The organism is Erwinia sp. (genome assembly GCF_049696395.1).
In the GTDB taxonomy this organism is placed as follows: domain Bacteria; phylum Pseudomonadota; class Gammaproteobacteria; order Enterobacterales; family Enterobacteriaceae; genus Erwinia.
The window spans coordinates 1-18301 of the sequence record NZ_JBAVTT010000140.1 but is presented as its reverse complement, the minus strand read 5'-3'; the positions used below and the strand labels follow the sequence as shown (position 1 = coordinate 18301).

Here is an 18301-nt window from a genome sequence, read left to right as displayed (position 1 = left end):
CTGCGGTGATGGAAGGCTCTCAGGTTGGTCGTTTCTATGCTGATGCAGAAAAAGGGCAGTACGACTTCCACCAGGAAGAAGCGCACATTCTGATGAAGGTTGAAACCCACAACCACCCAACGGCTATTTCTCCATGGCCGGGTGCGGCAACCGGTTCAGGCGGTGAAATCCGTGACGAAGGCGCAACCGGACGCGGCGCGAAACCGAAAGCAGGCCTGGTTGGCTTCTCGGTCTCTAACCTGCGTATCCCTGGTTTTGAACAGCCATGGGAAGAAGACTTCGGCAAGCCAGACCGCATCGTAACGGCGCTGGATATCATGACCGAAGGCCCGCTGGGCGGCGCAGCCTTTAATAACGAATTTGGTCGTCCTGCACTGAACGGGTATTTCCGCACTTATGAAGAGCAGGTCAACAGCCACAACGGCGTAGAGCTGCGTGGCTACCACAAGCCGATCATGCTGGCTGGTGGTATTGGCAACATCCGTGCAGACCACGTGCAAAAAGGCGAAATCACCGTCGGTGCCAAGCTGATCGTGCTGGGCGGCCCGGCGATGAACATCGGTCTGGGCGGCGGCGCGGCTTCCTCTATGGCTTCTGGCCAGTCTGACGCGGACCTGGATTTTGCTTCCGTACAGCGCGATAACCCTGAAATGGAACGTCGTTGTCAGGAAGTGATCGACCGCTGCTGGCAGCTTGGTGAAGATAACCCGATCCTGTTTATTCATGACGTGGGGGCAGGCGGTCTGTCCAACGCAATGCCTGAACTGGTCAGCGATGGCGAGCGCGGTGGCCGTTTCAACCTGCGTGACATCCTCAGCGATGAACCAGGTATGAGCCCGCTGGAAGTCTGGTGTAATGAATCTCAGGAACGTTACGTAATGGCGGTTGCGCCAGAGAAGCTGGAGCTGTTTGCCGATCTCTGTAAGCGTGAACGTGCGCCCTTCGCGGTGATTGGTGAAGCCACTGAAGAGATGCACCTGTCTCTGGATGACAGCCACTTCGATAACAAACCTATCGATATGCCGCTGGACGTGCTGCTGGGTAAAACCCCGAAAATGACCCGTGATGTCACCACGCTGAAAGCGCAGGGCGAGCCGCTGATACGCGACAGCATTACCGTTGCCGATGCAGTGAACCGTGTTCTGCATCTGCCTGCTGTGGCTGAGAAAACCTTCCTGGTGACCATTGGCGACCGTTCCGTAACGGGCATGGTGGCTCGCGATCAGATGGTGGGTCCGTGGCAGATCCCGGTAGCTAACTGTGCTGTGACCACAGCCAGCCTGGACAGCTACTACGGTGAAGCGATGGCGCTGGGCGAACGCGCCCCGGTTGCGCTACTGGACTTTGCAGCATCAGGCCGTCTTGCCGTGGGTGAAGCTCTGACCAATATCGCCGCAACGCAGATTGGTTCGCTAAAGCGCATTAAGCTTTCTGCAAACTGGATGGCCGCAGCCGGTCACCCTGGCGAAGATGCCGGTTTATATGAAGCGGTGAAAGCCGTTGGCGAAGAGCTTTGTCCGGCGCTGGGCATTACTATCCCGGTTGGCAAAGACTCCATGTCGATGAAAACCCGCTGGCAGCACGGCACCGAGCAGCGTGAGATGACCTCACCAATGTCTCTGGTGATCACCGCGTTTGCCCGTGTGGAAGATGTGCGCCGCACCGTTACTCCTCAGCTGCAACCGCAGCAGGATAATGCGCTGCTGTTGATTGACCTGGGCAAAGGCGTGAACGCGCTGGGCGCAACGGCGCTGTCTCAGGTTTATCGTCAGTTGGGCGACAAACCTGCCGATGTGCGTGACGCGCAGCAGTTGGCTGGTTTCTTCAACGCCATGCAGGCGCTGGTGGCAGAAGGCAAATTGCTGGCTTACCATGACCGTTCAGATGGAGGTTTGCTGGTAACACTGGCTGAGATGGCCTTTACCGGTCACTGCGGTGTTGAAGCGGATATCGCCGGGCTGGGTAGCGATTCACTCGCGGCTCTGTTCAACGAAGAGCTGGGTGCCGTTATTCAGGTTGCCGCTGCAGACCGCGCTCAGGTTGAGCAGGTGTTTGCCACTCATGGACTGGGTGACTGTGTTCACTTCCTGGGTAAAGCTGTTCAGGGCGACCGTTTCGTCATCACCTCTGGCAACTCTCCGGTGTACAGCGAAAGCCGCACCACGCTGCGTACCTGGTGGGCAGAAACCACCTGGCAGATGCAGCGTCTGCGTGATAACCCGGCCTGTGCCGATCAGGAACACGAAGCTAAGAAAAATGACCAGGATCCAGGCCTGAACGTCGCGCTGACCTTCAAGCCGGAAGAAGATATCGCCGCGCCCTACATCGCGACCGGTGCCCGTCCGAAAGTTGCCGTGCTGCGTGAGCAGGGCGTTAATTCCCACGTTGAAATGGCCGCAGCTTTCCATCGCGCCGGTTTTGATGCGGTTGACGTGCATATGAGTGACCTGCTGGCAGGACGTCGTGGCCTGGAAGAGTTCCAGACGCTGGTGGCCTGTGGCGGCTTCTCTTACGGTGACGTGCTGGGTGCAGGTGAAGGCTGGGCGAAGTCGATTCTGTTCAACTCCCGCGTGCGTGATGAGTTCGAAACCTTCTTCCACCGTCCGCAAACGCTGGCGCTGGGCGTCTGTAACGGCTGCCAGATGATGTCTAACCTGCGCGAGCTGGTGCCAGGAAGCGAAGCCTGGCCGCGCTTTGTGCGCAACCAGTCTGAACGCTTTGAAGCCCGCTTCAGCCTGGTTGAAGTGGCAGCAAGCCCATCACTGATGCTGGAAGGGATGGTTGGATCGCGGATGCCAATCGCTGTGTCTCATGGTGAAGGTTTTGTTGAAGTGCGTGATGAAGCGCATCTGGCAACGATTGAGCATAAAGGCCTGGTAGCCTTACGCTTTGTTGACCACTTTGGTAAAGTCACTCAACAGTATCCGGCGAACCCGAACGGTTCACCCAACGGCATTACCGCTGTGACCAACGAAAGCGGTCGTGTGACCATCATGATGCCGCACCCGGAGCGCGTGTTCCGTACGGTCAGCAACTCATGGCACCCGGAAGAGTGGGGCGAAGACAGCCCGTGGATGCGTATCTTCCGTAATGCGCGTAAGCAGCTCGGCTAAGCCGTCTTTAAAGGGCAACCCTCCGGGGTTGCCCTTTAACTTTCTGTGAAGCTGTTGCAAAATTGCGACAGTGGCTGGGTCGAGGTGTCGTCAATAAGTGACATTTAACCTGTTGATTTCATTATAACCCTGAGTTTTATCCTAATATCGTTCCCAATCAGCGACAGTTTCTTTTGACCAGTGAGTCCGAAATGGATTTCCCTTCACGGTGCTATTTTATTTTTGTGTTATAAATCATTGCGTTAAAAATAAAATGCAAAATTGGCATGAATGTTGCTATAATCCTTGCAGTGGCTCATTCACCTGGTTACGACAGCCCTGCGAAAGCGGTCAAGCGCTTCATAACATCCCGAATGACGCACAATACGGTGCCTGCCGTCCACCAAACCGATACAGTCCACTTTGTGGCTCTATCAAACTTCGGACGCAACGTTGAGTTAGGCACCACCTAATTTTTGTGATGACAGAGGTCTTCACAGTGCGAATGGCAGATTCTTTGAATCTGCCATTTTTCGTTTTGGATTCAGGGCTTTCTTCCCGCGCCTCACTCAGCTAGCATCGGGGCAGCGTGCAAAATGAGAAACTCTTGTGAAAAAATGGCGTTTATTCCCCCGTTCCCTTCGTCAGCTGGTGTTAATGGCATTTCTGCTGGTGCTGCTGCCTTTACTGGTGCTGGCCTGGCAGGCATGGGAAAGCCTTTCAGCGCTCAGTGAAAGGGCGGCTGATACCAACCGAACTACGCTGACCGATGTTCGTCGCAGTGAAGCGATGGCGCGCACGGCGCTTGAGCTGGAACGAAGCTATCGCCAGTACTGCGTGCTGGACGATCCGATGCTCGCTAACCTCTACCAGACCCAACGTACCAAATATGCCCAGATGCTTGATGCGCAGGCTTCTGTTTTGCCTGACAGCCGAATTTCCGACACGCTGCATCACTCCCTTAGCCAGCTGGCAAAGATCAGCTGCGATAACAGCAATCCGGTGAAGGCATCTTCTGCTGCGCTGGAAGCGTTCTCCACGGCGAATGCGCAGTTAGTGCAATCGACCCGCGAAGTGGTTTTCTCGCGTGGCTTACAGCTCCAACGCGAGATTGCTGAACGCGGCCAGTATTTTGGCTGGCAGGCGCTGATCCTCTTTCTGCTCAGCCTTGGGTTGGTGCTGCTGTTTACCCGGATGATTATTGGCCCGGTAAAAGCCGTAGAAAGGATGATCAACCGACTGGGCGAAGGCCGGCAGCTCAGCCATAACCTGGCCTATAAAGGCCCGCGTGAGTTGCGCTCGTTAGGGCAGCGTATTCTGTGGCTAAGTGAACGTCTTGCCTGGCTGGAATCCCAACGGCATGAGTTTCTTCGCCATATTTCCCATGAGTTAAAAACGCCTCTCGCCAGTATGCGTGAGGGAACGGCGCTGTTAGCAGATGAAGTGGTGGGGACGTTAACGCCAGACCAGCAGGAAGTGGTCAGTATCCTGGATCAAAGTAGCCGCCATTTGCAGCGTCTCATCGAACAGTTGCTCGACTATAACCGCAAGCTGTCTGAAGCGCCGGTGGCAATGGGTGAGGTACAGCTGGAACCCTTAATCAATGGGATTGTCAGTTCGCACAGCCTGACGGCCAGGGCTAAAATGATGCAGACAGAGGTGACGCTACCAGTGGCAGCCTGTCGGGCTGATGCTACGCTGCTGGCACGAGCCATCGATAATCTTTATTCGAATGCGATACATTACGGCGGGGAATCCGGTACCATCTGGATCCGCAGCCGTCAGCAGGGGCGTAAGGTGCTGATTGAGGTCGCTAATACCGGCAGCACCATCCCTGAGGCGGAGAGAAAAATGATCTTTGAGCCTTTCTTCCAGGGCAATCAGCAGCGCAAAGGTGCCGTAAAGGGCAGTGGGCTTGGCCTCAGCATCGCCAGGGATTGCATCCATCGCCTGCAGGGCGATCTGCAACTGGCAAACAGTGAACCGGCAGAAGTCTGTTTTCGTATCGAACTTAATGCCATCGTCGGGAATGCCCAATAATGAGAACCCTCCCTTTTTCCGCTGTTGTGGCCATCTGTGTGTTGCTGGCGGCTTGCAGCAGTAAAGCCCCCGGTCCGGCTATGATGGTTAACGGTAAACCGCTTGCCGAGCCTGAAATCAACATCGTCAATTTCCAGCTGGTTGACTGCAACCGCTTGTGGGATATCGACAATGCGACGGCAAACAACAGCTCGCTTTATTGGGTACGCGCGATGGATTGTGCGGTGCGCCTTTCCCCGGCCGAAGCCCGTGAAGAAGCCCGCCGCTGGCCAACGGACAACTGGCAAAGTGCCTTTAAGCAGGGCGTATTATTGAATAATGGCAACGTTACGCCAGTCGAGCGTCGTCAGTACATGGACCGGCTGGATACCTTCAGCGCGAACTTTCCCTCGTCCGTGCGCCCGCTGATTCAACTCTGGCGTGACGATCAGATGGGGCTGCTGCAGCTTTCAGAAGAGCGAACCCGCTACCATCACCTGCAGCAAACCAGTGATGCCGAGCTGGACGCGTTGCGTCAACAGCAACTGGCATTAAGCAAAGAACTTAGCGTAACCCGTCGGAAGCTGGAGTCGCTGACAGACATCGAACGCCAGCTCTCTTCCCGTCGTAGCCCAGATGCGGCCGATAGCAGCCACACAGAGAAGAGCGACGACAGCACCCCGGCAACAACTACAGAGGATGCCGCTCAGCCATGATAAAAAAATCAGCCAATCTGCTGCTGGTGGATGACGATCCCAGCTTGTTAAAGCTGTTGGGAATGCGTCTGAGCAGCGAAGGCTTTAGCGTGCAAACCGCCGAAAGTGGCCCGGAAGCACTGCGATTGCTGCAAAGAGAGAAGATCGACCTGGTGATCAGCGATCTGCGAATGGACGAAATGAACGGCGTGGAGCTGTTTAACGAAATTCAAAAGCAGCAGCCTGGCATGCCAGTGATCATTCTTACCGCGCATGGTTCTATTCCGGAAGCGGTGTCTGCCACGCAGCAGGGCGTCTTCAGTTTTCTGACCAAACCTGTCGATCGTGATGCGCTTTACAGCGCTATCGATCAGGCACTGGCACACCGCGCTCCAGCCAGTGATGATGCCTGGCGCGAAAGCATTGTTACCCGCAGCCCGATTATGCTGCGTTTGTTAGAGCAGGCCAGAATGGTCGCTCAGTCGGATGTCAGCGTACTGATCAACGGTCAAAGCGGCACCGGGAAAGAGATCCTGGCGCAGGCCATTCATGCTGCCAGTCCAAGAGCAGGCAAAGCATTTATTGCTATTAACTGCGGTGCTTTACCCGAGCAGTTACTGGAGTCAGAGCTGTTCGGTCATGCAAAAGGCGCATTTACAGGCGCAGTCAGTCAGCGTGAAGGGCTGTTTCAGGCAGCCGAAGGCGGAACGTTATTCCTGGATGAAATTGGCGATATGCCCCAGGCGCTGCAGGTGAAATTGCTGCGCGTGTTGCAGGAGCGCAAGGTTCGCCCGCTGGGCAGCAACCACGATCAGGACATTAACGTACGTATTCTTTCGGCCACTCACCGCGATTTGCCGAAAGCGATGGAAAAGAAAGAGTTCCGTGAAGACCTCTTCTACCGGCTGAACGTGGTAAACCTGAAAATTCCCGCCCTGCATGAGCGTTCGGAAGATATTCCGTTGCTGGCTAATCATCTGCTGAAGCAGGCCGCTGAGCGACACAAACCTTTTGTGCGCAGTTTCTCTACCGATGCGATGAAGCGGCTGGTGGCGGCTAGCTGGCCTGGCAACGTCCGTCAGCTGGTCAACGTTATTGAGCAGTGTGTGGCGTTAAGCTCGGCACCGGTCATCGGTGAAGCGTTGGTTGAACAGGCCTTAGTCGGTGAAAACACCGCGCTGCCGACATTTGTCGAAGCCAGAAATCAGTTCGAACTCAACTATTTACGTAAGTTGCTGCAGATGACGAAAGGCAATGTGACGCATGCAGCACGTCTGGCCGGGCGCAACCGCACGGAATTCTATAAGCTGTTATCGCGTCACGAGCTGGATGCATCTGATTTTAAAGAGTAGTTTTTTTCTGTGCCGCTTCGGTGCTGAGATATGTTAGCTTAGCAAGCTGAAAAAGAGACAGACCGCGCAGCGGGAGCTGTCCGCTGCACTTATACTGAACAGAGATTACTCTCCGGCCGCGGAGAGAATGAAAAGGGTCTGCCATGAAAAAGATTGATGCCATTATCAAACCGTTCAAACTCGACGATGTGCGTGAAGCGCTGGCCGAAGTAGGGATCACTGGAATGACCGTGACTGAAGTGAAAGGCTTCGGTCGTCAGAAAGGACACACCGAGCTTTATCGTGGCGCGGAATACATGGTCGATTTTCTGCCGAAGGTGAAGATTGAGCTGGTTATCGCTGACGATATCGTCGATACCTGCGTCGAAGCCATCATGCGCACTGCGCAGACCGGCAAAATTGGCGATGGCAAAATCTTTGTCTTTGATGTGGCTCGCGTGGTGCGTATTCGTACCGGTGAGGAAGACGAAGAAGCGATCTGATTTTTCGCCTCTCCGTTACCGCTATGCCACTCGCCGCCTCTTCAGGGCGGCGATGTTATTTCTGCTGCAGAACTTTGTGCGGGCCAAACACTTCGTAGTGGATGCGTGACGTCTCAATTCCCAGCGTTACCAACTGTTCAGCCACTTGCTGCATAAAACCTAGCGGCCCACAAAGATAGTAATGCCCGTTCGGATCGTTGAGCTGACTTTCCAGCGGCAGCAAATTCATCACGCCTGCACTGTCGAAACGTCCAGCGTCCTGAACCAGCGGATCGCGATACCAGACATGGTGTGAAAAGTCTGGCAGGCGTTGCGCAGAGGTAGCGACTTCTTCAGCGAACGCATGTCTTTTGCCATTATCCGCTGCGTGGAACCACTGCACGCGCGCCGGGTGCTGAGAGGAAGCCAGCACATCCAGCATAGCCAACATCGGCGTCTGACCCACTCCTGCAGAGATCAACGTCACCGGCGTTTCAGGTGAAACGGTCAGGAAGAAATCACCGGCCGGCGCCGCTAACCGCACTTCATCGCCAATCTGTGCGTGCTGATGCAGCCAGCCGGAAACGGTACCGCCCGGTTCATGGCGCACGGCAATACGATAATCGCGGCCATTTGGCGCGCGGGTTAGTGAGTACTGGCGAATCTCCTGATTAGCAAAACTTTTATCGCGCAGCCAGACGCCAAGATACTGACCAGCCTGATAATCCGCCACCGGCTGACCGTCAACTGGGCTGAGAATAAAGCTTTTGATCACCTCACTCTCTGGCTCGATGGCGCTGATACGAAACGCCCTTGGCGTGCGCCAACCTCCCGCCTTTTGCTCTGCTTGCTGATAAAGCTGCTCTTCCCGCTGAATAAATACGCCAGCCAGTACGCCATAAGCTTTACCCCAGGCATCCAACACCTCTTCGCCAGGGCTGAGCATTTCGTCAATTGTTGCCAGTAAATGCTGACCAACAATCTGATACTGATCCGGCTGGATGGCGAAGCTGGTGTGCTTCTGGGCAATTTTTTCAACGGCCGGCAGCAGGGCAGGCAAGTTTTCAATATTGCTGGCATAAGCGCAGAGGGCATTGAACAGCGCTTCACGCTGATTGCCGTTGCGCTGGTTGCTCATATTGAAGATCTCTTTCAGCTCCGGGTTGTGAGCAAACATGCGGTCATAGAAATGGGCGGTGAGCGCGGGGCCGGTTGCCAGCAGGGCAGGAATAGTGGCTTTCACAGTGGCGATAGTTTTTGCGTCTAACATAGGTGAACTCCCTGATACGTTTAAACATGTATTTTAAATGCATCTTATAGTGCATTAACACGCGATGTAAATACCCCTTTAGCTGGCAAGGGCATGTTTTGCGCCCAGAGCTATGGGCTAGGTGAAAAATCGACACAGAGAAGATGATGAAAATTCCGGGTGTAAAAGCTTGCAAAAACTGTAATCAACCCTTGCCAGTCCTGAAGCCAATCGTTTGCGTAAAAAGGGCGCTTTGTGGCTACCCCTAAGCAGGTAAAACAGTTTACACTGTTGGCCTTCGCCCATACGGGCCGATCAATACCGATTATTTTGTTAGCTGAGTCAGGAGATGCGGATGTTAAAGCGTGATATGAATATTGCCGATTATGATGCCGAGTTGTGGCAGGCAATGGAGCAGGAAAAAGTGCGTCAGGAAGAGCACATTGAACTGATTGCTTCTGAAAACTACACCAGTCCGCGCGTTATGCAGGCGCAAGGATCTCAGCTGACTAACAAATATGCCGAAGGCTATCCGGGCAAGCGTTACTACGGTGGCTGCGAATATGTGGATATCGTTGAGCAGCTGGCTATCGACCGTGCTAAAGAGCTGTTCGGTGCGGACTACGCTAACGTGCAGCCCCACTCCGGCTCCCAGGCTAACTTCGCTGTTTACACCGCGCTGCTGCAGCCGGGCGACACCATTCTGGGCATGAACCTGGCACACGGCGGTCACCTGACTCACGGTTCCCCGGTTAACCTGTCTGGTAAGCTGTATAACGTGGTGCCTTACGGCATCGACGAAACCGGCAAAATTGATTACGACGATCTGGCTGCACAGGCACAGAAGCACAAGCCAAAAATGATCATCGGTGGCTTCTCCGCGTACTCAGGTCTGTGCGACTGGGCTAAAATGCGTGAAATCGCTGACAGCATCGGCGCTTATCTGTTCGTCGATATGGCTCACGTAGCGGGTCTGATCGCTGCGGATGTTTACCCAAACCCGCTTCCTCATGCCCATATCGTCACCACCACTACCCACAAAACCCTGGCTGGTCCGCGCGGCGGCCTGATCCTGGCGAAGGGCGGTGACGAAGACCTGTACAAGAAACTGAACTCTGCTGTCTTCCCTGGTGGCCAGGGCGGCCCGTTGATGCATGTGATTGCCGGTAAAGCGGTAGCACTGAAAGAAGCAATGGAGCCGGAGTTCAAGGTGTACCAGCAGCAGGTTGCTAAAAATGCCAAAGCGATGGTGGAAGTGTTCCTGGATCGCGGCTACAAAGTGGTTTCTGGTGGCACGCATAACCACCTGTTCCTGCTGGATCTGGTGGATAAAAACCTGACCGGTAAAGAAGCTGACGCCGCACTGGGCCGCGCTAACATCACTGTGAACAAAAACAGTGTGCCTAACGATCCTAAGAGCCCGTTTGTGACTTCTGGTATTCGTATTGGTTCTCCTGCTGTCACCCGCCGTGGCTTCAAAGAAGCTGAAGTGCGCGAGTTGGCTGGCTGGATCAGCGACATTCTGGACAACGTTGCGGATGAAGGCACTCAGGAGCGCGTTAAGAAGCAGGTGCTGGAAATCTGCGCACGCTTCCCGGTTTACGCATAACGTTGCGTTCCCCCTTTGGTAACAGAAAGGGGATCCGGAACACATTAACGGGACAATGCTGTCCCGTTAATTGATCTTAAGGCCGGACTCTGAGAAAGTAGCGCGCACTTTTGCGGAGGGAACATGGCAATTCGTTCAGCTTACTGGCTCGGTTTGGGCTACTTTACCTACTTCTTTTCTTACGGCGTCTGGCTTCCCTTCTGGGGTGTCTGGCTGAAGGGCACCGGCCTGGAACCAGAAAAAATTGGCCTTCTGCTGGGTTGTGGCATGATCTCTCGCTTCCTCGGCAGCCTGATGATTGCTTCCAGAGTCACCAATCCCTCTCAACTTATTACCGCTCTTCGCCTGCTGGCGGTGCTGGCATTATGCTTTGTGCTCAGTTTCTGGATCAGCACGTCGTGGATCTGGCTGCTGTTGGTCATGGTTGGCTTTAACCTGTTCTTCTCGCCTTTAGTTCCTTTAAGTGATGCGCTGGCCGCGACCTGGCAAAAGCAAATGGGAATGGCATACGGTCCGGTTCGGCTATGGGGTTCGCTGGCCTTTGTCGCCAGCTCGGCGCTGACTGGCGTGCTGGTGAATGCTTTCTCTTATCAGGCGATCCTGGTCATGCTGTGCATTGGCGTTACTGCGATGATCGGCGGGATGCTTTTGCGGCCTTCGGTATTGCCTTTGGGCAATGAGAAGCACCAGGAAAAGGCCGGCTGGGCCGACTGGAAGCGCCTGCTGCAAGAGAATGCTGTCTGGCGATTCCTGCTCTGCGTCACGCTGATGCAGGGCGCTCATGCCGCTTATTACGGCTTCAGCGCCATTTACTGGCAGGAGGCTGGGTACTCGGCGAGTATTGTTGGCTATCTCTGGTCACTGGGCGTGGTGGCGGAAATCATCGTATTTGCCTCCAGTAACCGGCTATTCCGCCGATGGAGGGCACGAGATTTGCTTCTGCTGTCGGGGATTTGTGCGCTGATTCGCTGGAGCCTGATGGCTTCTACCACCGCATTACCCTGGTTGATTGTGGCGCAAATTCTGCATTGCGGCAGCTTCACGGTATGCCATCTTGCCGCGATGCGCTTTATCGCCACGCGTGAAGGTGGGGAGGTGATCCGCCTGCAGTCGATCTATTCAGCCTTAGCAATGGGCGGCGGTATCGCGGTAATGACGATGATCTGCGGCGTGTTGTTCCAGCATCTTCAGGGGGACGTGTTCTGGATCATGGCCATTGTCGTGCTGCCTGCGCTGTTTCTGCGCCCGAAAGTTGCCTGATTACGACTCCAGCAGCAGCCTAATCCGCTGCTGCTGATGAGGTTGCAGCGGCAGCTCGGCATGGATCAGCGGCGGCGAATAGAGCGGTAGCGGTGTGGCATAAGGGGTTATCACCAGTGCAATTCCTTTTGGCGCACTGCTACGTTGATACTCGGCCACATCAAGGTATTTGATATTCAGCGGCAGCAGCGTCAGTTCACGGACCTGCTGCTCCACTTCACGCTCCAGAGCGACATCCTTTCCGGTAAGCAGCAACACCTGCTTCTCCTGCAGAGCCGTTTCCTGCATCAGCCACGCACCAAAAATGATGGCGATCAGCCCCATCTCTTCCGCTGAGAAACTCAGTTCATAGCACTGCTCGAACTCAGCCACGGCTGCCTGAGTGGTGCGCAGGAGTTTAGGGTAAAGGCGGGTCACTTCTTCTGTCAGGCTATTATCAATGCCGACGCCAAACAGCGACCGTTCAAGCGCCTGCGCCAGATGGGTATAAAGCTGATCGGTCAGCCCCTGATCATCGCTGAAGTGCATGCCAGATATCTGCTGAAAGCGAGCGATCAACTGTTGCACAGCCTTCAGCAGTTGATGTTCATACTCGTGCTGGACCTCTCCAGCACTTGGCGCATGCATCTGGCTAAACAGCAGGGCAAACAGCCAGGTTTCGCTGCCATCAGGCGCCGTTTTACAGCGTTTTTGCCAGTGACGGACCACTTCTTCTGCAACCTGATGCTCAACTTTGGCGGCCAGCCAGCTTTGCTGCGCGTCACTGAACACCGTGCTGGACTGTCGGCACAGTGAATGCTGCATAAGAAGTTGTAAAAAATGACGATCCCGCTCGGTAAACTCGCGAGCAAGCTTCTGGCTGCAATGCTGCACCAGCGCCAGAAGATTACGCTCATCATAGAGCGCCTTCTCAATCTGCTTTTGTTTTAGCTGCTGCTTAACCTGTAGGGCAAAATGCTGCTGCACAAAATCCGGTGTCAGCCGCAATGCCCGGCGCAGCCAGTAAAACAGGCACAACCGCTGATCCAGTTCCGCACCGCTTATCTGCCACTTTCCCGCGGCATCCTGATGCAGGGCGAGGCGGTGATAGCGCTGGATTTCTGCTTCCAGCTCCGCTATATCTTGCCGGGTAACCGACCGATCCACCCCGTTAATCTGACTCACTACGTCAAGAGTCACGGGAAGGTCAGGGAGATACAGCAGTAAAAGCAGGTGACAATGACGCTGCGGACTGGAGAAAGCAGAAGGCTCGGGTGAGGGTAAACTCATCGTCGGCAATCCCCGTGAAAAGTAACATCGCTAAGCATAGCGTGATTGCTGGCAGTGGCGGCGCTGTGCGGCCAGTTTTATTTATAGCTTTCAAGGCAGGTCACAGAATTTTTGTCTTAACAGGAGAAGGAACGAAATTTGTTACATTATAACATGACTGTTAAGCGGCTAATCGCGGCATTATGCCTGTGTCTGTCGCCGTCAGTCTGGGCACATCCGCACAGCTTTATTGATATGCAGGCCACTCTGGTGCACAAAGACGACAAGATCACTGGCCTGAAAATGCACTGGGTGATGGATGAAATTACCTCGGCCGATCTGCTCTACGATGCAGGCAAGGCTAAACCGGATTCCGTTGTCTGGAAAAAACTGGCGGCAGAGGTGATGGCGAATGTGCTGGGCCAGCACTATTTTAGTGAGTTCTGGCATCAGGGGAAGCCGGTTAAATTCGATAATTTACCGCCTGAATACCATCTCTCGCGCCAGGGAAATAAAGCCGTGCTGGACTATGTTTTACCTCTGGGCGAGCCGCAGCCGTTGACTGGCCAGACTTATGTCTTTACCACTTACGACCCGAGCTACTTTGTGGATATGTATTACGATTCTGAAAAATCCCTGCACATTCCCGCTGAGCTGGCTCAGCGCTGCGCATTCACCCTGAAAACGCCGAAGCCGGATTCGTCGATGCAGGCCTATGCGCTGTCGCTGGATAAAGCCGATGCGCCGCCTGAGGAGATGGATTTGGGGCAACAATTCGCGCAGACGGTAACCCTGACATGTCAGTAAACTCTTTATCCACTCGTGCCGGGCGCAGCTGGATCCAGGCCTGGCCGCTGTCTGTTTTGCTGCTTCTTTTTATTGCTGCTGGTGTCACTGTCTGGCAGCACTGGTCGCAGATCCTGTTGCAAAGCATCCTTTGGCAGAAAACGCTGCATCAGCAGATGACCGCCTTGCTGCAGCAGGTTGCCAGTCATCCTCATCAGGCTGGATTAACCCTGATGGGATTCAGCCTGGTGTATGGCGTGCTGCATGCTCTGGGCCCTGGTCATGGCAAAGTGGTGATTGCCACTTTCCTTGCGACTCATCCCACTAAAGTAAAAACCAGTTTGCAGCTGACGCTGGCGGCAGCGGTGGTTCAGGGCGGCGTTGCTATTCTGTTAGTCACCGTGATGTTGGTGGTGCTCGGCCTCTCATCCCGTCAGCTCCATCTCAGTAGTTACTGGCTGGAGAAGGGCAGTTATCTGATGGTCGCCGGGCTCGGACTCTGGCTTTGCTGGCGCGCACTGCACAAAATCTGGCTGGCTCTAAAGCCCTCGCCAGTTTCAGCCGGTCTGAACATTCAACGGATTGTGCCTGCGGGCCATCAACACAGTGATAACTGCGGCTGCGGGCATCAGCATGTGCCGGACAGTCAGATGCTGGACAAAGCGGTAAACGGTAAGACTAGAGCTATCGTGGTGCTTTCAATGGGGCTTCGCCCTTGCTCGGGGGCGATCATGATGTTGCTGTTTTCAAAAGTGATCGGTGTGTATGGCTGGGGAGTGCTTTCAGCACTGGCGATGGCAGTGGGAACGGCACTGACTGTTTCGGCGATGGCTTTGTTGGTGCAGGTTTCCAGAGCGCTGGCGTTAAAGCTTAGTCGCGGAGCTTCACCTGCTGGCTGGCAGAAAGTGGGCTGGTCAGGATTATCGTTGGTGGGGGGCGCGTTACTGGTCGCAGTGGGAATAATGCTGTGGCTGAGCGCTACACCAACGATGTCGGGCGGGATAAGACCGATGTTTTTACACTGATGCCTGAAGCAAAAAAAGGCGGAGCTTAGCTCCGCCTTTTTGTTACTGAACTGTCCTGACTGGCAGGAACTTAGCGCTTCAGCGCTTCGCTCAGTTCTTCACGCATAGTCGCCAGCATGGCTTTCACTACACGTGGGTTGCCCGCAACGATGTTGCCGGAGTGCAGGTAACCGTGTGCACCAACAAAGTCAGTCACCAGGCCGCCAGCTTCACGAACCAGCAGTTCACCGGCAGCGAAATCCCATGGCTTCAGGCCGATTTCAAAGTAACCGTCAACACGGCCAGCAGCCACGTAAGCCAGATCCAGAGCAGCAGAACCGGAACGACGGAAATCAGCACACTGAGTGAACAGTTTACCCACGATGTTGATGTAAGGCGTTGCGTGCTGCTTCAGTTTGAACGGGAAGCCGGTTGCCAGGATGGTGCCATCCAGGTCGCGGGCAGTGCTGCCGCGCAGACGGTAACCGTTCAACTGAGTGCCCTGACCACGAACTGCACTGAACAATTCGTTGCGCATCGGATCGTAAACTACAGCGACTTCAGTGCGGCCTTTAATGCGCACGGCGATAGAAACAGAGAAGTGAGGCAGGCGTTTGATGTAGTTGGTGGTGCCATCCAGTGGATCGATAACCCATTGTACATCCTGGTCTTCACCGGCTAATTCACCACTCTCTTCTGTAATAATGGTGTGCTTCGGATAGGACTTGCGAATCACCTCTATAATCAGGCGCTCGGCGTCGCGGTCAACATTGGTAACGAAGTCGTTGGTGCCTTTCTGGCTCGCTTCGACAGCGTCCGGGGTTTCGTAATTCTTGACGATTAAATTTCCGGCCTTGCGCGCAGCGCGCACGGCAATGTTGAGCATTGGATGCATCGTTATCTCTCACTGGATGTTAAAGAACGGGAAAACGGCGCGGATTATAGCAGGGAGATCACAAAATGTCCTGAAAATATGATAGCATCCTCAAATTATCTCACTGACCTGAACTCCTATGCTGCAAAATATCCGAATTGTGCTGGTTGAAACCTCTCACACCGGCAACATGGGATCCGTCGCCCGCGCGATGAAGACCATGGGCCTGACCAACCTTTATCTGGTTAACCCTCTTGTAAAACCTGACTCTCAGGCGATCGCCCTGGCGGCTGGTGCCAGCGATGTGATCGGCGAAGCCCATATTGTAGACACCCTCGACGAAGCCCTGGCCGGTTGTAGTCTGGTGGTTGGCACCAGTGCCCGCTCCCGTTCCCTGCCATGGCCGATGCTGGATCCGCGTGAATGCGGGATCAAAAGCGTGCAGGAAGGTCAGCAGGCTCCGGTAGCGTTGGTCTTTGGCCGTGAGCGCGTGGGTCTGACCAACGAAGAGCTGCAGAAATGCCACTATCATGTAGCGATTGCGGCTAACCCGGAATACAGCTCGCTGAACCTGGCGATGGCTGTGCAGATCATCGCTTATGAAGTGCGTATGGCGTTTTTACAGTCACAGGAAACTGCGCAGCCAGAGTACGAAGAGTCGCCTTATCCGTTGGTAGATGACCTTGAGCGCTTCTATCAGCACATGGAAAAGATGATGACGGACAGCGGTTTTATCCGTGAAGGCAGCCCTGGCCAGGTGATGAGCAAAATGCGTCGTCTGTTCACCAGAGCCCGCCCGGAGCGCGATGAGCTCAATATTTTGCGCGGTATGCTCTCTTCGCTGCAAAAGCCAAAGGGCGAAAAGTAGCCCATTACACCCCCTGAATCAGGGGGTAATAGTTGACTAAAACAGTTGGTTAAATAGTTGAGTGTTTTAGTAGGTTAAATACTTGACCAATTTAGTCGGGAATGGCAGACTTCAGAGCATATTTTGTTAACACCCTACCAGGGTAACTACTGAGGTCGTTTACGCCATGAGACTGACATCCAAAGGCCGTTATGCCGTTACTGCTATGCTCGACGTTGCACTTCACTCCCATCAGGGACCGGTGCCGTTAGCTGATATTTCAGAACGTCAGGGCATCTCCCTGTCTTATCTGGAGCAGCTGTTCTCGCGCCTGCGCAAAAACGGTCTGGTGGCCAGCGTTCGTGGTCCAGGCGGTGGTTACCTGCTGGGTAAAAGCTCTGACGCTATCGCTGTGGGTGCCGTTATCACTGCTGTTGATGAATCCGTTGATGCGACTAAGTGTCAGGGTAAAGAAGGCTGCCAGGGTGGCGAACGCTGCCTGACTCACGTTCTTTGGCGTGACCTGAGCGAGCGCATCAGCGACTTCCTGAATAACATTTCACTGGCTGAGCTGGTCAACAACCAGGAAATCCTGGAAGTGGCCGACCGTCAGAACAACACTGAAAAAGCTCGCGTGTCCACTGGCCGCGTGCATGAAACCATTAACGTCAATCTGCGTGCCTGATTGTCGCTAACGCGAACCTGTCTTCTGTCGTCCACTGGCATGATAGTTTCAGCCGGTGGCGGCGGAGGATAAACCTTATCGGCACGCAGTGAATGACTTACATTTAGCATGATGTATGGAGTTCAAAAGCCATGAAGGTTCCGATTTACCTTGATTACGCTGCAACCACGCCTGCCGATCCTCGCGTAGCCGAGAAAATGATCAAGTGCCTGACTCTGGACGGCACTTTTGGTAACCCCGCTTCCCGTTCTCACCGTTTTGGCTGGCAAGCCGAAGAAGCGGTGGATATCGCCCGTAACCAGGTGGCCGAGTTAATCGGTGCCGATCCTCGCGAAATCGTCTTCACCTCCGGCGCTACCGAATCCGATAATCTGGCGATCAAAGGCGCAGCCCATTCCTATCATGAGAAGGGCAGGCACATCATCACCAGCCAGACCGAGCATAAAGCGGTGCTGGACACCTGTATTCAGCTGGAACGCGAAGGGTTCGAGGTCACTTACCTTGCCCCGCAAAGCAATGGTGTGATCGACCTGGATCTTCTGCAGTCTGCCATGCGTGAAGACACGATCCTCGTGTCGATTATGCATGTGAATAACGAAACCGGCGTGGTGCAGGACATCGCCAAAATCTCTGAACTTTGCCAGACTCGCGGCATTCTCTTCCATGTTGATGCTACGCAAAGCGTCGGTAAGTTACCGGTAGATGTCAGCCAGATCCCGGTCGATCTGATGTCATTCTCCGCGCATAAACTTTATGGCCCGAAAGGGATAGGCGGACTCTATGTGCGCCGTAAGCCCCGCATTCGTCTGGAAGCGCAGATCCACGGTGGCGGTCATGAGCGCGGTATGCGATCCGGCACGCTGCCTGTCCACCAGATTGTTGGCATGGGTGAAGCCTTCCGCATCGCTAAAGAAGAGATGACTGAGGAAATGGCTCGTTTGAGCACGCTTCGCAGTAAACTGTGGGCAGGCTTCAGTGAGATCGAAGAAGTGAATCTGAACGGTGATTTGGCTGCCGGTGCACCGAATATCCTCAACGTCAGCTTTAATTATGTCGACGGTGAGTCCCTGATTATGACGCTGAAAGATCTCGCGCTCTCTTCAGGTTCTGCCTGCACCTC

Annotated in this window: 15 protein-coding genes; 12 read left to right on the top strand and 3 right to left on the bottom strand. The window is 54.4% G+C overall.

Translation table 11 applies throughout. From position 1 onward, the window contains the following. The 5 genes from purL to glnB all read left to right on the top strand — a co-directional run. Positions 1 to 3113: phosphoribosylformylglycinamidine synthase (purL, locus tag WCC56_RS17250; protein ID WP_424693560.1), on the top strand; the 3113-nt coding region annotated here is incomplete at its 5' end. 588 nt (positions 3114 to 3701) lie between these two features. Beyond that, positions 3702 to 5132, top strand: coding sequence for a HAMP domain-containing sensor histidine kinase (locus WCC56_RS17245; RefSeq protein ID WP_424693559.1), 1431 nt, complete (start codon positions 3702 to 3704; stop codon positions 5130 to 5132). Then, positions 5132 to 5827, top strand: coding sequence for a two-component system QseEF-associated lipoprotein QseG (gene qseG / locus WCC56_RS17240; RefSeq protein ID WP_424693558.1), 696 nt, complete (start codon positions 5132 to 5134; stop codon positions 5825 to 5827). The genes WCC56_RS17245 and qseG overlap by 1 nt, the downstream gene beginning before the upstream one ends. After that, complete coding sequence (glrR, locus tag WCC56_RS17235) at positions 5824 to 7158, top strand: two-component system response regulator GlrR (protein WP_053144564.1); 1335 nt, start codon at positions 5824 to 5826, stop codon at positions 7156 to 7158. Before qseG ends, glrR begins: the two co-directional genes overlap by 4 nt. A gap of 143 nt (positions 7159 to 7301) precedes the next feature. Next, entirely contained in the window at positions 7302 to 7640 is a 339-nt protein-coding gene (gene glnB, locus WCC56_RS17230; protein WP_013203412.1) for a nitrogen regulatory protein P-II, read from the top strand. Positions 7641 to 7695: 55 nt separating this feature from the next. Here glnB and hmpA read toward each other — a convergent pair whose 3' ends face one another. Next, positions 7696 to 8889, bottom strand: coding sequence for an NO-inducible flavohemoprotein (gene hmpA / locus WCC56_RS17225; protein WP_424693557.1), 1194 nt, complete (start codon positions 8887 to 8889; stop codon positions 7696 to 7698). A 334-nt stretch (positions 8890 to 9223) separates the two neighbouring features. On the opposite strand from hmpA, the gene glyA reads away from it, so the two are divergent. After that, positions 9224 to 10477: a serine hydroxymethyltransferase gene (glyA, locus tag WCC56_RS17220; RefSeq protein ID WP_424693556.1), complete on the top strand. Its 1254-nt coding sequence runs from the start codon at positions 9224 to 9226 to the stop codon at positions 10475 to 10477. Positions 10478 to 10600: 123 nt separating this feature from the next. Further along, positions 10601 to 11737 carry a 3-phenylpropionate MFS transporter gene (locus tag WCC56_RS17215; protein ID WP_424693555.1) on the top strand — a complete coding sequence of 379 codons (1137 nt, stop codon included), beginning with the start codon at positions 10601 to 10603 and terminating at the stop codon, positions 11735 to 11737. Here the strand turns inward: WCC56_RS17215 and csiE are convergent, their stop codons facing one another. Then, positions 11738 to 13006, bottom strand: coding sequence for a stationary phase inducible protein CsiE (gene csiE / locus WCC56_RS17210; RefSeq protein WP_424693554.1), 1269 nt, complete (start codon positions 13004 to 13006; stop codon positions 11738 to 11740). 153 nt (positions 13007 to 13159) lie between these two features. Here csiE and WCC56_RS17205 point away from each other — a divergent pair, with 153 nt between their 5' ends. Together WCC56_RS17205 and WCC56_RS17200 are read left to right on the top strand one after the other, a co-directional pair. Further along, positions 13160 to 13792: a DUF1007 family protein gene (locus WCC56_RS17205; protein ID WP_424693561.1), complete on the top strand. Its 633-nt coding sequence runs from the start codon at positions 13160 to 13162 to the stop codon at positions 13790 to 13792. After that, complete coding sequence (locus WCC56_RS17200; RefSeq protein WP_424693553.1) at positions 13783 to 14796, top strand: nickel/cobalt transporter; 1014 nt, start codon at positions 13783 to 13785, stop codon at positions 14794 to 14796. The genes WCC56_RS17205 and WCC56_RS17200 overlap by 10 nt, the downstream gene beginning before the upstream one ends. Before the next feature lie 70 nt (positions 14797 to 14866). Here the strand turns inward: WCC56_RS17200 and suhB are convergent, their stop codons facing one another. Then, on the bottom strand, positions 14867 to 15670 hold the full coding sequence (gene suhB, locus WCC56_RS17195; protein ID WP_424693552.1) for an inositol-1-monophosphatase: 804 nt from the start codon (positions 15668 to 15670) through the stop codon (positions 14867 to 14869). A 118-nt stretch (positions 15671 to 15788) separates the two neighbouring features. On the opposite strand from suhB, the gene trmJ reads away from it, so the two are divergent. From trmJ to WCC56_RS17180, 3 genes are all read left to right on the top strand, one after another. Further along, positions 15789 to 16517, top strand: a complete 729-nt coding sequence (trmJ, locus tag WCC56_RS17190) for a tRNA (cytosine(32)/uridine(32)-2'-O)-methyltransferase TrmJ (RefSeq protein ID WP_424693551.1) — start codon at positions 15789 to 15791, stop codon at positions 16515 to 16517. A 166-nt stretch (positions 16518 to 16683) separates the two neighbouring features. After that, positions 16684 to 17181, top strand: coding sequence for a Fe-S cluster assembly transcriptional regulator IscR (iscR, locus tag WCC56_RS17185; RefSeq protein WP_053144552.1), 498 nt, complete (start codon positions 16684 to 16686; stop codon positions 17179 to 17181). A gap of 131 nt (positions 17182 to 17312) precedes the next feature. Continuing rightward, positions 17313 to 18301: IscS subfamily cysteine desulfurase (locus tag WCC56_RS17180; protein WP_424693550.1), on the top strand; the 989-nt coding region annotated here is incomplete at its 3' end.

Bases quoted from the DNA above. Each gene is read 5' to 3' on its own strand.
- suhB (WP_424693552.1), bottom strand. From the start codon at position 15,670: ATGCATCCAATGCTCAACATTGCCGTGCGCGCTGCGCGCAAGGCCGGA.
- WCC56_RS17200 (WP_424693553.1), top strand. From the start codon at position 13,783: ATGTCAGTAAACTCTTTATCCACTCGTGCCGGGCGCAGCTGGATCCAG.
- WCC56_RS17215 (WP_424693555.1), top strand. From the start codon at position 10,601: ATGGCAATTCGTTCAGCTTACTGGCTCGGTTTGGGCTACTTTACCTAC.
- qseG (WP_424693558.1), top strand. From the start codon at position 5,132: ATGAGAACCCTCCCTTTTTCCGCTGTTGTGGCCATCTGTGTGTTGCTG.
- csiE (WP_424693554.1), bottom strand. From the start codon at position 13,006: ATGAGTTTACCCTCACCCGAGCCTTCTGCTTTCTCCAGTCCGCAGCGT.
- iscR (WP_053144552.1), top strand. From the start codon at position 16,684: ATGAGACTGACATCCAAAGGCCGTTATGCCGTTACTGCTATGCTCGAC.
- WCC56_RS17205 (WP_424693561.1), top strand. From the start codon at position 13,160: ATGACTGTTAAGCGGCTAATCGCGGCATTATGCCTGTGTCTGTCGCCG.
- glrR (WP_053144564.1), top strand. From the start codon at position 5,824: ATGATAAAAAAATCAGCCAATCTGCTGCTGGTGGATGACGATCCCAGC.
- glnB (WP_013203412.1), top strand. From the start codon at position 7,302: ATGAAAAAGATTGATGCCATTATCAAACCGTTCAAACTCGACGATGTG.
- glyA (WP_424693556.1), top strand. From the start codon at position 9,224: ATGTTAAAGCGTGATATGAATATTGCCGATTATGATGCCGAGTTGTGG.
- hmpA (WP_424693557.1), bottom strand. From the start codon at position 8,889: ATGTTAGACGCAAAAACTATCGCCACTGTGAAAGCCACTATTCCTGCC.
- trmJ (WP_424693551.1), top strand. From the start codon at position 15,789: ATGCTGCAAAATATCCGAATTGTGCTGGTTGAAACCTCTCACACCGGC.